This window comes from Actinoplanes sp. TFC3 (assembly GCF_001553785.1).
In the GTDB taxonomy this organism is placed as follows: Bacteria; Actinomycetota; Actinomycetes; order Mycobacteriales; family Micromonosporaceae; genus Actinoplanes.
In genome coordinates this window covers 3,280,298-3,293,281 of the sequence record NZ_LOJP01000001.1, presented here as the reverse complement: position 1 = coordinate 3,293,281, position 12,984 = coordinate 3,280,298, and the positions used below count along the sequence as shown (strand labels likewise).

At 70.5% G+C, this 12,984-nt stretch carries 16 protein-coding genes and 1 riboswitch; of the genes, 14 read left to right on the top strand and 2 right to left on the bottom strand.

What is annotated here, in order from left to right; genetic code table 11:
- The 9 genes from TFC3_RS14765 to TFC3_RS14725 form a co-directional block, all read left to right on the top strand.
- The coding region (locus tag TFC3_RS14765; RefSeq protein ID WP_067500076.1) for an inositol-3-phosphate synthase at positions 1–1,080 on the top strand (1,080 nt) is incomplete at its 5' end.
- Complete coding sequence (locus TFC3_RS14760) at positions 1,077–1,970, top strand: SCO3242 family prenyltransferase (protein WP_067500072.1); 894 nt, start codon at positions 1,077–1,079, stop codon at positions 1,968–1,970. The genes TFC3_RS14765 and TFC3_RS14760, both read left to right, overlap by 4 nt.
- On the top strand, positions 1,967–2,824 hold the full coding sequence (locus TFC3_RS14755; RefSeq protein WP_067500070.1) for a sugar phosphate isomerase/epimerase: 858 nt from the start codon (positions 1,967–1,969) through the stop codon (positions 2,822–2,824). The genes TFC3_RS14760 and TFC3_RS14755 overlap by 4 nt, the downstream gene beginning before the upstream one ends.
- A complete protein-coding gene (locus TFC3_RS14750) occupies positions 2,814–3,392 on the top strand; it encodes an EboA domain-containing protein (RefSeq protein ID WP_067500068.1) in 579 nt (192 codons plus the stop codon). Before TFC3_RS14755 ends, TFC3_RS14750 begins: the two co-directional genes overlap by 11 nt.
- Entirely contained in the window at positions 3,392–4,243 is an 852-nt protein-coding gene (locus tag TFC3_RS14745) for a TatD family hydrolase (RefSeq protein WP_067500066.1), read from the top strand. Before TFC3_RS14750 ends, TFC3_RS14745 begins: the two co-directional genes overlap by 1 nt.
- A gap of 5 nt (positions 4,244–4,248) precedes the next feature.
- Positions 4,249–5,391 carry a metabolite traffic protein EboE gene (gene eboE, locus TFC3_RS14740; RefSeq protein WP_369819624.1) on the top strand — a complete coding sequence of 381 codons (1,143 nt, stop codon included), beginning with the start codon at positions 4,249–4,251 and terminating at the stop codon, positions 5,389–5,391.
- Entirely contained in the window at positions 5,388–6,758 is a 1,371-nt protein-coding gene (locus TFC3_RS14735) for an alkaline phosphatase family protein (protein WP_067500063.1), read from the top strand. The genes eboE and TFC3_RS14735 overlap by 4 nt, the downstream gene beginning before the upstream one ends.
- Before the next feature lie 37 nt (positions 6,759–6,795).
- A complete protein-coding gene (locus TFC3_RS14730; RefSeq protein ID WP_067500062.1) occupies positions 6,796–7,854 on the top strand; it encodes a polyprenyl synthetase family protein in 1,059 nt (352 codons plus the stop codon).
- A 159-nt stretch (positions 7,855–8,013) separates the two neighbouring features.
- A complete protein-coding gene (locus TFC3_RS14725) occupies positions 8,014–8,310 on the top strand; it encodes a hypothetical protein (RefSeq protein WP_067500061.1) in 297 nt (98 codons plus the stop codon).
- 4 nt (positions 8,311–8,314) lie between these two features.
- On the opposite strand, the gene TFC3_RS14720 is transcribed toward TFC3_RS14725, so the two are convergent.
- On the bottom strand, positions 8,315–9,007 hold the full coding sequence (locus TFC3_RS14720; RefSeq protein WP_067500059.1) for a nicotinamide mononucleotide transporter family protein: 693 nt from the start codon (positions 9,005–9,007) through the stop codon (positions 8,315–8,317).
- Between the two features lie 66 nt (positions 9,008–9,073).
- Positions 9,074–9,204: riboswitch (FMN riboswitch) on the bottom strand.
- Positions 9,205–9,427: 223 nt separating this feature from the next.
- Between TFC3_RS14720 and TFC3_RS14715 the strand changes: the two genes are divergently transcribed.
- A complete protein-coding gene (locus TFC3_RS14715; protein WP_067500057.1) occupies positions 9,428–10,402 on the top strand; it encodes a serine/threonine-protein kinase in 975 nt (324 codons plus the stop codon).
- 45 nt (positions 10,403–10,447) lie between these two features.
- Positions 10,448–10,612 carry an SDR family oxidoreductase gene (locus TFC3_RS40000; RefSeq protein ID WP_082772057.1) on the top strand — a complete coding sequence of 55 codons (165 nt, stop codon included), beginning with the start codon at positions 10,448–10,450 and terminating at the stop codon, positions 10,610–10,612.
- Between the two features lie 125 nt (positions 10,613–10,737).
- Here TFC3_RS40000 and TFC3_RS14710 read toward each other — a convergent pair whose 3' ends face one another.
- Positions 10,738–11,364, bottom strand: a complete 627-nt coding sequence (locus TFC3_RS14710) for a class I SAM-dependent methyltransferase (RefSeq protein WP_067506704.1) — start codon at positions 11,362–11,364, stop codon at positions 10,738–10,740.
- A gap of 231 nt (positions 11,365–11,595) precedes the next feature.
- Here TFC3_RS14710 and TFC3_RS14705 point away from each other — a divergent pair, with 231 nt between their 5' ends.
- The 3 genes from TFC3_RS14705 to TFC3_RS14695 form a co-directional block, all read left to right on the top strand.
- A complete protein-coding gene (locus TFC3_RS14705) occupies positions 11,596–12,051 on the top strand; it encodes a PepSY domain-containing protein (RefSeq protein WP_067500056.1) in 456 nt (151 codons plus the stop codon).
- Positions 12,052–12,102: 51 nt separating this feature from the next.
- The gene (locus tag TFC3_RS14700; RefSeq protein ID WP_067500051.1) at positions 12,103–12,732 is read left to right on the top strand and encodes a DUF6886 family protein; all 630 of its coding nucleotides are present in this window, start codon (positions 12,103–12,105) and stop codon (positions 12,730–12,732) included.
- Positions 12,722–12,984 (top strand): MmcQ/YjbR family DNA-binding protein (locus TFC3_RS14695; RefSeq protein ID WP_236718130.1); only part of this gene is annotated, 263 nt, incomplete at its 3' end. The genes TFC3_RS14700 and TFC3_RS14695, both read left to right, overlap by 11 nt.

Genomic DNA, 12,984 nt, shown 5'->3' with positions numbered 1-12,984 from the left:
ATGGTGGGGGCCGCGGCTTTGCGAGCCAGGCTGGCTGGGCCGGTGGGGTGCGTCACCGAACTGCCCGAGCTGCGCGGGCCCGCACTTTCCGCCTGGTCCGAGCTGGTGTTCGGCGGGCATGACGTCGTCGCCTTGCCGGTGGCCAAGAAGGCTGAGGCGCTCGCGGCGGCGGGTGTCATCCCCAGCCGGCTGGTATCGGCGCTGGCCGCGGAGCTGGTCGAGGCCGAACAGCATTTGCGACCGCTGCCGGCTGCCACGACGCAAGCCGAGGTGGCCCGGCTCCTCGGCGCCGATCTTGAGGACTTCCGGGAGCGTAACCGGCTCGACCGGGTTGTGGTCGTCAACGTGGCGACGACGGAACCGATCATCACCCCGCATCCGGCGCACCAGGATCTGGCCGGCCTCGATGCCGCCCTGGCGCGCGAGCACGTGTTGCCGCCGAGCGCGCTGGCGGCGTACGCCTCCTTCCGGGCCGGATGTTCGTTTGTGGACTTCACGCCGTCCACCGGGGCGCGGCTGCCGGCGTTGGCCGAGGCGGCCGCGCAGCACCAATCGCCCTACGCCGGCAACGACGGTAAGACGGGGGAAACCCTGGTCAAGTCCGTGCTGGCACCGATGTTCGCGGTACGCCACCTGCAGGTGACGAGCTGGTCCGGGCTGAACGTGCTCGGCGGCGGGGACGGGGCGAACCTGGCCGATCCCGCCGCGAACGCCGCGAAGGTGGCCAGCAAGCAGCGGGTCCTCGGCGACGCGCTGGGTTACGAGCCCGAGGGCACGAGCCGCATCGACTACGTCGCGGAGATCGGGGACTTCAAGACGGCCTGGGATCTGATCACGTTTCAAGGCTTTCTCGGTACGGCCATGCGCATGGAGTTCACCTGGCACGGCTGCGACTCCGCCCTGGCAGCACCCCTCGTGCTCGACCTGGCCCGGCTGACCGCTGCCGCCCATCACGCCGGACGCAGCGGGCCGCTGCCGGAACTCGGCTTCTTCTTCAAGGATCCGCTGGGCGACGGCCCGTCCGCGCTCGCCGAGCAATGGGCCGAGCTGGTCACCTTCACCAAGGCGCTGCACGGATGAAGGCTTTCGTCGAACTCGTCCGCGCCCCCGCAGCCCTGTCCGTACCCGGTGATGTCATCGCCGGTGCCGCCGCCGCGGGAGTGCTGAACCGGCGCAGCGCGGGGCTCGCGGCCGCCTCGGTCCTGCTCTACTGGGCTGGCATGGCCGCCAACGACTGGGCCGACCGCGAGCTGGACGCCGTGGAACGCCCGGAACGGCCCATCCCGTCGGGGCGGATCTCGCCGGGGCAGGCGTTCACCGTTGCCGCCGGACTGACCGCCGCTGGGCTGATCATTTCCGGTCGGGCCGGGGGGAAGCGGGCGTTGGCCGCGGCGTTTGCGCTGGCCGCGACCGTGTGGGCCTACGACTTGCGCCTCAAGAACACCGCGGCCGGGCCGGTGGGGATGGCCGCCTGCCGCGCGCTCGACGTGCTGCTCGGGGCAACCCCAGGCGATCCCGTACGAGCCCTGCCCGCGGCCGCCGCCATCGCCGTGCACACCTGCACGGTCACCGCACTGTCCCGCCACGAGGTCAAGGGCTGCGAAACACCGGCACTGCCGGCCACGACCCTGGCCACCACGGCCGCCGTCGCCCTCGCCACCGCGGCCGGGAGCATGAACGCCCCGGCCGGCGGCGTGAGAGCCCCGGCTGGCGGCGTCCGGAAAGGGAGCGGGGCGGCGGCAGTGCTCCTGGCCGGTCAGTACGCGGCCAGCTACGGTGCTGCGCAGGCCAAACTCTTCACCGATCCGGCCCCCCGCTCCGTGCGCAAGGCCGTAGGAGCCGGCATTACCGCCCTGCCCGCGCTGCAAGGGGCGTTGACCGCGCGCTCCGGGCGTACCGTCGCAGCTCTTTTTCTCGCGGCCGCTGCTCCCCTGGGGCGGGCCTTGGCGCGCAGGGTGAGTCCCACATGATCCGTTTCGGATACGGGACCAATGGGTTTGCCCATCATCGGCTGCCGGATGCGCTCGGAGTCATCGCGGATCTGGGGTATCAGGGCGTGGCGCTGACGCTGGACCACGACCATCTTGATCCGTTCGCGCCGGGGCTTGCCGCCCGGGTCGGCGCGGTTGCCGATCAGCTACGGGATCGCCGGCTCGGGGTGGTGATCGAGACCGGCGCGCGGTTCCTGCTCGATCCGTGGCGCAAGCATGCCCCCACCCTGCTGCACGACGATCGCAAGCTGCGCCTCGACTTCCTGCGCCGAGCCGTGGCCATCGGGGCCGATCTGGGGGCCGAGGCGGTGTCGTTCTGGGCGGGCGTACGACCACCGGAGGTCGACGAGAGAACGGCGTGGCACCGCCTCGCCGAGGGATGCGCCGAGATCACCGGCGTGGCGGCGGCCGCGGGGGTGCCCCTGGGATTCGAACCCGAGCCGGGCATGCTGGTCGAGGACCTGGCCGGCTGGCACCGGCTGCGCGACGACATCGGGGCTCCCGGAGGTTTCGGCCTGACCCTCGACATCGGACATTGCCGCGCGGTGGAACCGTTGCCGGTGCCCGGATGCGTCACCGCTGCCGCACCGTACCTGGTCAACGTGCAGATCGATGACATGCGCCGCGGGGTACACGAGCATCTCGAGTTCGGCACCGGGGAGATTGATTTTCCGCCGGTGCTGCGAGCCCTGCGCGAAGGCGGCTATGACGGGCTCGTGGCGGTGGAATTGCCGCGCCATTCCCACGCCGCGCCCACCATCGCCCGCGACTCGCTGAGATTCCTGAAGGCAGCCGACGAAGCTGCCGGGAAAGGGGCGGGCAATGACGCCTGACGACCTGCGCACCCTGGTGGACGCCGCCTGGCTGGACGATGCGAAAGCGCGAGTAGCCAAGGACCCGCAGGCGATCGGCCCACTGTTCGCCAGCGCGGGACGCAAGCTCGGACGCCAGCCCCTTGCCGAGCATCCCGGCTGGAATCCGGGGCAGGCCGGTCGCGTCCTCCTGCTGCTGGAACTCGGCGAAGAAGAACGCATCGCGGATCTGTACTGGCAGGGCGACCCCCAGGAACGCCTGGCCGTCCTGCACGCACTGCCGTACCTCACCGTCGACGGGGTGGCGCTGGCCGAGGATGCGTTGCGCACCAACGATCCGCGGCTGGTGGCGGCGGCGCTCGGGCCGTACGCCGATCACCTGGACGATGCGACCTGGCGTCAGGGCGTCGTGAAATGCGTGTTCATGGGCGTGCCGTTGAGCGTGGTGCACCGCCTTGACGAACGGGCCGACGCCAAGCTCGGCGACATGCTGCAAGCCCTCGCGCAGGAACGGGCGGCCGCCGGGCGGCGCATGCCGTTGGACGCGATCACGCTGCTGAACCGGCAACTGCTCACCAAGGAGGACTGATGCGCGTCTTCGACCCGCACATCCACATGACCTCCCGCACCACCGACGACTATCGCCGGATGGCCGGCGCGGGCATCACCGCGGTGGTGGAACCGGCTTTCTGGCTGGGTCAGCCGCGCACCAATCCCGGCTCCTTCGCCGACTATTTCGATTCGCTGCTGGGGTGGGAGCCGTACCGGGCCTCGCAATTCGGGGTCCGGCACCACGCCACGCTCGCGTTGAACCCGAAAGAGGCGAACGATCCGCGGTGCAAAGGTGTGCTTGATCTGCTGCCGCGCTATCTCGACAAGGACGGCGTGGTCGCGGTCGGCGAAATCGGCTACGACTCGATGACCCCGGCTGAGGACGAGGCGTTCGCCGCGCAGTTGGAACTCGCCCGCGAATTCGCCTTGCCGGCATTGGTGCACACGCCGCATCGCGACAAGGCGGCCGGGACCCGGCGCACGCTTGACGTGGTCGCCGCGTCCGGCATCGAGGCGCAACGCGTCGCGGTCGACCATCTCAACGAGGTCACCGTCGCGCCGGTCAAGGACAGCGGCTGCTGGATGGGGTTCTCGATCTACCCGGAGACCAAGATGTCCCCGCCGCGCATGGTCGAGGTTCTGAAGAGGTACGGCACCGAGCGCGTCCTGGTCAACTCCGCCGCCGACTGGGGCCACTCCGACCCGCTGCTGACCCTGGCAACCGGGCAGGCCATGCTCGACGCCGGGTTCAGCGCCGACGACGTGGACCTGGTGCTGTGGCGCAACCCGGTCAGCTTCTACGCCCAGTCCGGGCGCCTTGACCTGTCCGAGATCGAGAAGACGGAGGGTACGTACGCCGGGAGCTCGATAGCCCGGGGCGGTAGCTGATGAGGATGTCGCACCCGGACGGCTCCACAGTGCACTTGTCCTACTGCACCAACGTGCACGCCGCGGAGGACCTGGCCGGCATCCTCGAACAACTCGACACGTACGCCGTGCCGATCCGCGAGCGCCTGGGCACCGATGTGCTCGGGCTCGGGCTGTGGCTGGCCGCCCCGGTGGCCGCCGGGCTGGCCGCCGATGTGGCCGGGCGGCAGCGCCTGCGCCGGGCACTGAGCGAGCGCGGGCTCGAAGTGGTCACGCTCAACGGGTTCCCGTACCAGGCGTTCCAGGCGCCGGTGGTCAAGCACGCCGTCTACCAGCCCGACTGGGCCACGCCGCAGCGGTTGGCGTACACCATGGATCTGGCCCGTCTGCTCTGTGATCTGCTGCCCGAGGACGCGGCCCGGGGCTCGATCTCGACGCTGCCGCTGGCCTGGCGCGATCCCTGGGACGGGCCGCGGGCGGCCGCCTGCCGGCGCGCGCTGGACGACTTGGCCAAGCAGTTGCACCGGCTGCCGCGGACCGTGCGGGTGGCCTTCGAACCCGAGCCGGGCTGCATCATCGAGACGACCCAGGAAGCGGTGGCGCTGCTCGGCGACCGGGACACCGACGTGCTCGGGTTGTGCCTGGACCTGGCGCATCTGGCGTGCGCGTGGGAGGAGCCGGCCGCGGCGCTGGCCCGGTTGGAAGCCGGTGGCGTGCCGATCGTGAAGACCCAGATCTCGGCCGCGCTGGCCAGTGCCGACCCGCATCGCGATGCTGCGGTGCTCAGTTCGTACGCGGAACGCCGTTTCCTGCATCAGACCCGCGGCCCGCACGGGCTGTCCTGCGATGACCTCGACGAGGCTCTCAGCACCCCCGGCGCCGACGACCAGCCGTGGCGCATCCACTACCACGTGCCGTTGCACGAGCCCCCGATGCCGCCGCTGCAGACCACGGTCGGGGTGCTCGTCGAGGCTCTGCACGAACTGCTGGGCGGCGGGAACGCGTTGTGCGACCACTTCGACGTGGAGACGTACACGTGGAATGTCCTGCCCCCGGCATCCCGCCCGTCCGGACCCGCTCAGCTCGCCAACGGCATCGCCGCGGAGCTGTTCTTCGCCCGCGGCCAGTTGAGCGCGCTCGGCCTGCAACCCCAGGGAGTGCCGTCATGACCCCGGTCGTCGTGCTCGATGTCGTCGGGCTCACCCCGCGCCTGCTGCGCCACATGCCCAGGCTGTCCCGCCTGGCCGGTCAGGGTTTCCAGGCGTCGCTGGGCACGGTGCTGCCCGCGGTGACCTGTTCGGTGCAGTCCACGTTGCTCACCGGAGAGTTGCCCGCGCAGCACGGGATCGTGGGCAACGGCTGGTACTTCCGCGAGCTGGGTGAGGTGTTCTTCTGGCGCCAGCACAACGCGCTGGTCGGCGGGGAGAAGGTGTGGGATGCGGCCCGGACGATCGCTCCCGGTTACACCGTGGCCAACATCTGCTGGTGGTACGCCATGGGCGCCGCTGTCAACTGGACGATCACCCCGCGCCCGGTGTACCACGCCGACGGCCGCAAGGACCCCGACTGCTACACCCACCCGCCGTCGCTCAAGGACGGTTTCGACACGTTCCCGCTGTTCAGCTACTGGGGTGCCAACGCGGGCCTGCCGTCGTCGCAGTGGATCTGCCACGCGGCAGTCAAGATCATGCAGGAGCAGAAACCCGACCTGACCCTGGTGTACGTGCCCCACCTCGACTACGACCTGCAGCGCTACGGCCCCTCGGGTCCCCGGGCCGCCGCGGCCGCCGCCGAACTCGACGTGGTGCTGGGACCCGTGCTGGACGCTGCCGACGCGCGCGGGGCTACCGTCGTGGTGCTGTCGGAGTACGGCATCACCGAGGTGAACCGGCCTGTCGACGTGAACCGGGCGTTGCGGCGTGAGGGGTTGTTGTCGGTCTACACGCAGGCGGGAATGGAGTACCTCGATCCCTGGGTTTCCCGGGCCTTCGCCGTTGCCGATCACCAGGTGGCTCATGTCTATGTCCGGGATGAATCCGAGATCTCGTCCGTTTCGAAAGTGCTGGCCGGTCTCCCCGGCGTTGCCTCCGTTTTGGACAGAGCGGACCAGGCGGCGGCTGGGCTCGATCACGAGCGGTCGGGGGAACTGGTGCTGGTGGCCGAGCCGGACTCGTGGTTCACCTACTACTACTGGCTCGACGACGACCGTGCCCCCGACTTCGCCCGCCTCGTCGAGATCCACCGCAAACCCGGCTACGACCCCGCCGAGCTGTTCTTCGACCCGGCCGGCCCGGCCGCCGCGAAGGGCAGGGCCGCGCTGGCGTTGCTGCGTAAGAAGACCGGGATGCGGTACCTGATGAACGTGGTGGGCCTCGACGCCGGCGCCCGGGCGGTCCGCGGCTCCCACGGCCGCCTACCCGGCGATCCCGCCGACGGCCCGGTCCTGCTCTGCTCCGACCGCTCCGCCACCCGCGACTCGTTCGCCGCCACCGAGGTGAAATCGCTGCTCCTGCGGCTGGCCGGACTGACCTCATGACCGCCGGTCAGGCCCCGCGCTCGCAGGCAGGTGCGGCATGAGCGTGCAGGCCGCCCCCGAGACGCTGGCCCGGCGGTGCGAGGCCGCGCTGATCGCGTACCTTGATTCCCAGCGCCCGCACTGGCCCGACGGCACCCCGGCCGGTGTGCTCGACGCCGTGCGCCGCTTCGTGCTCGCCGACGGCAAACGCTTACGCCCGATGTTCTGCTACTGGGGCTGGCGCGGCGCCGGCCAGCCCGACAGCGATAAGATCGTCACCGCAGCCTCCGCGCTCGAACTCTTCCACGCCTTCGCGCTGATCCACGACGACATCATGGACGGCAGCACCCTGCGCCGCGGGCAACCGACCGTGCACCGTCACTTCGCCGACGTGCACACCCGCCATTCCTGGAAGGGCGAGGCCCGCCGGTACGGCCACAGCGCCGCCCTGCTCTGCGGTGACCTGTGCGCGGCTTGGGCCGACCACCTGTTCCACGAATCGGGTCTGCCCATCGACAGCGTGCACCGAGGTTACCGGCTCTTCACCGTCATGCGCACCGAGGTCATCGCCGGGCAGTACCTCGACCTGGTCTCCGGCGTCGGCGACGGCTCGGTGGCCGGCGCGCTGACCGTGATCCGCATGAAAGCGGCCCGCTACACCGTGACCCGCCCGCTGCAGATCGGCGCGGCGCTCGCCGGCGGTGACCCCGGCTTGCAGGTCGCGCTGCAGGCCTTCGGCGACCCCCTCGGCGATGCCTTCCAGTTGCGCGACGACGTGCTCGGCGTGTTCGGCAACCCCGCGCTGACCGGCAAACCCGTGGTCGACGACCTGCGCGAGGGCAAACCGACGGTCATGGTGGCCATGGCCCGCGACCGCGCCGACCGCGCCCAGGCCGCCCGGATCCGCGAGCTGTTCGGCAACCCCGCCCTGGACGACGAGGGCGCCGCCGATCTGCGCACCATCATCACCGACACCGGCGCCCGCGACGGCATCGAGGACCTCATTCGCAAACGCGCCACCGCCGCCACCACCGCCCTGGCCGGGGCACCCCTGGCCGAGGAAGCCCGCAGAGCCCTGAGCGACCTGGCGTCCTCGGTCACTGCGCGCGACCGCTGACACCTCCACCGGCTCGAAGATGTGCGCGGCCTGCGCGACCATGTCCCCGGGCGCCACCACCGCCCCCGACTCGTCCACCGCCACCTGCCCGGACAGCAGCAGCAAAGCACCCCCGCCCGGCACCTCCACCCGCGCCACCTGCTTGATGAACGCCTGCTCGTGGCCGTTCCCACCGGCCACCGCCTGTCCCGCCGGCGCACCCTGCGTCTGACCGAGCTCGGCGACGAGGCGTTCATCGCGGGCTCGGCCACGGCCGAGGACGAGCCGCTACGGGCACAACTGCCGGACGGCTTCCGGCCCAGGGTCGACATCGTGGCGGCGGACTGGACGGGCAAGCTGGGCTGCGTCGCCGCGGGGGTGCGCCGGGTTTACGCCGCTACGGTGCGCGGGCGAGGTGGTGCGCCGGTGGTGGGGGCTGCGCTGGCGTGTCTGGCGGAGTCAGCTCGTACGGTGTGAGGGGTCAACCGACCGTTTCCATGGTGGGGGAGTCGAGGCGCTGGGGTTGCTCGGTGCGGGAGATGTTGAGCCAGACCACGAAGCCCCAGATCACGAACGCCGCGTAGACCGCATAGAGGATCGCCGACGGGTAGTAGCGGAAGTGCAGCAGCTCGGGCACGCCGACCAGGTCCACCGCGATCCAGCAGAGCCAGAAGTCGACCCAGCCGCGGGCCATCGCGAAGGTGGCCAGGATCGAGCCGACGAAGATCCAGGAGTCGGCGAGGTAGTACCACCACGGCACCGGGAAGCCCGCCCCGACCGCGCGGAAGGCGAAGAAGCAGACCAGCACCGCGGTCAGGGCGAGCGGAATGAAGATCGCGCGTTCGCGGGAGGTGGCCCAGCGGGGGCTCACCGTGCCGTTGCTGCGCGAGCGCCACCGCCACCAGCCGTACACGCTGGTGATGATGAAGAAGACCTGGCGCGAGGCCTGGCCGTAGAGCGGGGTGCCCTGATCGTTGCCGAGCGCCTGGCCCAGAAAGACCGTGAACAGCAGCACGTTGCCGACGATGCCCACCGGCCAGGCCCAGAAGGTGCGGCGCAGGCCGAGCAGCGCCGAGCCGAGACCGAAGGCGTTGCCGATGATCTCGCGGTAGTAGATCGCCTGGGTGTCCGTGACCTGCCACTTGGCGTCGTAGAAAACGTCGAGCCAGTGCATGGGGTGCACCTTTCGCTGCTGCGAAGGTGCCCGCCGGGGTACGGCCGCGCACGCGGTTGCCATCGCTCGCGCGCTGCCTCCCATCCGGACTTTCACCGTCGGTCCCGGAATTCCACCGGATCAGCCGGCCGCTGGCTGCGGCCGGTTCGCGGACTGTCACCGCCGGTTCGGACTTTCACCGACCCCGGAGCACGCGGAACGTAGTTCCAACCCAGAAGCGTAGTCCGCCGGGCGCCCGGCGTGGGGGCAAGCGACGCACGCCACACCCGCAACCCTGCCCAACGACGGGCCCCGGACCGGGTGACGGTCGCACGACCCGGCATGCGCTGCGTGGATAATCCGGCATGCGACCATTGCCCCCGCGCCGGACTAGGAGAACCATCGTCCGCGCCCCCTGCAAGCGGAAGGACGATCCCCGCCGTGCCGCCCACCCCTGCGCCCGAGGACGACGGGACCGGGTCCGCCGACCTGAGCGGACGCCGGGTGGGCAGCGCGTACGTGCTGATCGCCCCGATCGGGCAGGGTGCCACCGGCACGGTGTGGCGGGGGCTGGAGAGCAGCACCGGCGATGAGGTGGCGGTGAAGTTGCTGCACGAGGGGCTGGTGCAGCAGCCGCGTCTGGTCAGCCGGTTCGTGCAGGAACGCTCGATTCTGAAGATGGTGCGCCACGAGCACGTGGTGGGGGTGCGAGACCTGTTCAGCGTGGGAGGATCCCTCGGCCTGGCCATGGAGTTCGTGGCCGGGGGCAGCCTGCGCGACCGGCTGGGCCGCGACGGGCCGCTGGCCAGCGCCGAGGCCGCGCGGCTGCTGGCCCAGGTCGCCGACGCGCTGGCGGTGGCCCACGAGCTGGGCGTGGTGCACCGCGACGTGAAGCCGGACAACATCCTGCTGCAGGACGACGGCGAGCGGCCCGAGGTCCGCCTCACCGACTTCGGCATCGCCCGCGTGCTGGACGGACCCGGGCTGGGCACGCCGCACGTGGTTGTCGGCACCCCGCATTACATGGCCCCCGAGGCGATCAGCGGTGGCGAACCGGCCCCCGCCGCCGACGTGTATGCCCTGGGCGTCGTGTTGTTCGAACTGGTCTCCGGTCGTACCCCTTATTCGGGTGAGCCTTTCGCCGTTCTGCGCGGGCACCTGGACGAGAAGCCGCGGCGCCCGGCCGGGGTCCACGACGCGGTTTGGGCGCTCATCGCGCGCTGCCTGGACAAGGATCCCGAGCGCCGTCCGCAGGCCGCCGATCTGCGCGACAGTCTGCTGCGACTGTCCCGGGAGCTGCAGGATGTGCCCGCGCTGCCGCCACCGCCCACATCGGACCGTCCGCCGGCGTCGACCGGCGAGCGCACCAAGCAACGCCCGCGTAACCGGCCGGCCGACTGGGCCTGGGGACGCTGACGCTTCGCGGTTGCCACCGGTCTTGCCGTCCAACGGTGGTGAGCCATCCACCCCAGCGCGAGCCGACTCGCCGGCGGCACGGAGGCTCCGATCGGCTGCCCGGCCGACCCGGCGGAGGTCGCCGAGGTGGTCACCTTCCTGTCCAGTTCGCGGGCCGGCTACATGACGGGCGCCACGGTCGCCGTTGACGGAGGTGTTACCGCTGTCTGACAGGAGCCTGGGTTCCGTCGATCCGGCACTGGCCACCAGGCCTCGATCGGGTGCGAACACAACTCGACCTTGCTCCGTGCCGGTGCCGGCCGTCGTGACGAGGATCCGTTCGTCGTCAGGACTGATCAGCGGGAGACGGCCACCTGCCCACCGAGAGTCCAGCTACGGGTGGCTTGCAGCAGGAACCCGGGCAGCGTGAGCGACCCGGCATCGACGGTGATGTGCTTGATCGTGGTGGCGGTCCAGGCCGGCTCGGCGAACGCCGTGCGCAGGTAGTCCTCGGTGATCGTCCAGCCCGGACCGGCCTCGGCCGACACCGCGAGCAGGTACAACGACGCGCCGGGCGCGGCGAACCCGGGCAGCCGGGCCAGATACGGCTCGGCCTCGTTGCCGCCCTCGGCGCGGGCCAGGTTGTGCAGCAGGCCGCAGTCGAACAGCGAGTCGAATGGCGACGGCAGCTCCAGGCGCCGGGCGTCGTGCACCTCGAAAGCCACCGTCAGCCCGGCCCCGGCCGCCTTCTCGCGGGCCAGCTCGATCGCCACGCGGGAGATGTCCACGCCGGTCACGTCGTAGCCGCGCCGGGCCAGCGCCATGGCCAACTCGCCGGTGCCACAGCCCAGATCCAGCACCCGCGGCCCGCTCACGCCGCCATTGATCAGCTCGGCCAGCGCCGGTTGCGGGCGGCCGATCTCCCAGGGCGGGGGATCCGCGCCCCGGTAGGTCTCATCCCAGTCGTAGAGCTTGCCGCTCATCATGGGAGACTAGCCGCTTTTTCTCGCGGTCGTAGTCGTCGAAGCTCAGCGCGGCAGGATCAATTATGGCCGCCCGCAGCCACCCCAGGGCACCGCCGCAGCGAGTAAGACACGCCATGACCACAAATGCCCGCCGGACCCATCGACTTTGGTCAAAGGCTCAACTATCTTACGTCTGTCGATGGCTCTCAACCATATTCACGGGGTGACGCCCGTAACCGAAGGGTACCCATGAACAAGCGTGCAGGCGTCGTCGTCGCTACCGGGGCGTTCGCCCTGTTCGGCGTCTTCGGAACCGCGGTGATGGCCTCGGCCTCCGAGGTTCCGGCAGCCCAGCCGGTCCTCGCCTCCCACGGTCACGACGACAGCCCCTCGCCGTCGGTTTCGGCCTCGGCTTCGGCGACGCCGTCCGAGCCGTCCGCTTCCCCGTCGCTGCCGTCCGCGTCGCCGTCGCTGCCGTCCGCGTCGCCGTCTGCTCCGCCCAGTGCGCCGGTCATTATTTCGGCTGACCAGGCCAAGGCGATCGCGCTGGCGGCTTCCGGTGGCGGCACGATCACCAAGTTCGAGCTCAAGGACGAGCGCTCGGACCACCCGGAATACCGCGTGGAGATCACCAACGGCCGCACCGAGCACAAGATCCGCATCAACGCGTTCACCGGCGTGATCACTCGCCACGACGTGAAGTAGGACGGCACTCGTCTCGCCGTCAGGGGTGGTGAGGCGGGTATCAAACAGTCCGTGCGACCCGAGCCGGGGCAGGTGCTCCACTTCTCCGAAGACCCGGCGATCACCCGGTTCGTCCCGCATGTCGCGGCGACCGCCCAGCAGAGCAACCCTTATGTCTGGGCGGTCGGCCGCGACCGGGCACCGGACTGCTGGTTCCCCCGGCAATGCCCGCGCGCGATGGCGTGGACCGGGCCGCACACCACCAGCCACGACCGGGAGCGCATTCTCGGAGCGGGCTGCGGGGACCGGGTCAATGCCATCGAGTACGGCCGGCTCGACGCTTTGCGAACCGTGCAGCTGTGGGCGTACCGTCTGCCTGCAAAGGATTTTGAGCCGTTCGGGGCGCCGGACCCGCACGCTCAGGTCTTCATGCGCGCTGTCACGCCGGTGGGGGACTTGCTCGCCCTGCACGAGGCGGCCAGGATTCAGCTGCGGGTGCTGGATTCCTTGTGGCCGTTATGGTATGCGATTACCGGCAATTCGGTGCTGTTCAGCGGGATCCGGCTGAGCAAGGCGCAGCCCCGGCCTCGGGCGCGGGCCGGGCTTCGGGCGGGGGCGAGGGCTGAGGGCGCGTTGAAAAGGCACGGCCGGGCTGCGCGTGGGGGACAATGCCTGGGTGGCGCATCCTTTGATGTTCGATGACGCGGATCCGGTGCTGCAGCGGGTCCGGGAGATGGCTTTGTCCTTTCCGGATGCGGCCGAGAAGATTTCGCATGGGCATCCGGCTTTCTTCACCACCAAGGTGTTCGCCTACTTCGGTGGGTCGGTCAAGGTGGACGGCGCGTACGAGCGGCACGCACATTCGCTGCTGATCCTGCCCGATGCGGGAGAGCGGGAAGCGCTGCTGGCGGGGGAAGGCGTCTACGTTCCGGCGTATCTGGGGGCGTCCGGGTG

What these genes read in the sequence shown, in the direction of transcription:
- eboE (WP_369819624.1), top strand. Translation starts at nt 4,249, where the DNA reads ATGTCGCACCCGGACGGCTCCACAGTGCACTTGTCCTACTGCACCAAC.
- TFC3_RS14745 (WP_067500066.1), top strand. Translation starts at nt 3,392, where the DNA reads ATGCGCGTCTTCGACCCGCACATCCACATGACCTCCCGCACCACCGAC.
- TFC3_RS14755 (WP_067500070.1), top strand. Translation starts at nt 1,967, where the DNA reads ATGATCCGTTTCGGATACGGGACCAATGGGTTTGCCCATCATCGGCTG.
- TFC3_RS14750 (WP_067500068.1), top strand. Translation starts at nt 2,814, where the DNA reads ATGACGCCTGACGACCTGCGCACCCTGGTGGACGCCGCCTGGCTGGAC.
- TFC3_RS14730 (WP_067500062.1), top strand. Translation starts at nt 6,796, where the DNA reads ATGAGCGTGCAGGCCGCCCCCGAGACGCTGGCCCGGCGGTGCGAGGCC.
- TFC3_RS14735 (WP_067500063.1), top strand. Translation starts at nt 5,388, where the DNA reads ATGACCCCGGTCGTCGTGCTCGATGTCGTCGGGCTCACCCCGCGCCTG.
- TFC3_RS14760 (WP_067500072.1), top strand. Translation starts at nt 1,077, where the DNA reads ATGAAGGCTTTCGTCGAACTCGTCCGCGCCCCCGCAGCCCTGTCCGTA.
- TFC3_RS14710 (WP_067506704.1), bottom strand. Translation starts at nt 11,364, where the DNA reads ATGAGCGGCAAGCTCTACGACTGGGATGAGACCTACCGGGGCGCGGAT.
- TFC3_RS14705 (WP_067500056.1), top strand. Translation starts at nt 11,596, where the DNA reads ATGAACAAGCGTGCAGGCGTCGTCGTCGCTACCGGGGCGTTCGCCCTG.
- TFC3_RS14720 (WP_067500059.1), bottom strand. Translation starts at nt 9,007, where the DNA reads ATGCACTGGCTCGACGTTTTCTACGACGCCAAGTGGCAGGTCACGGAC.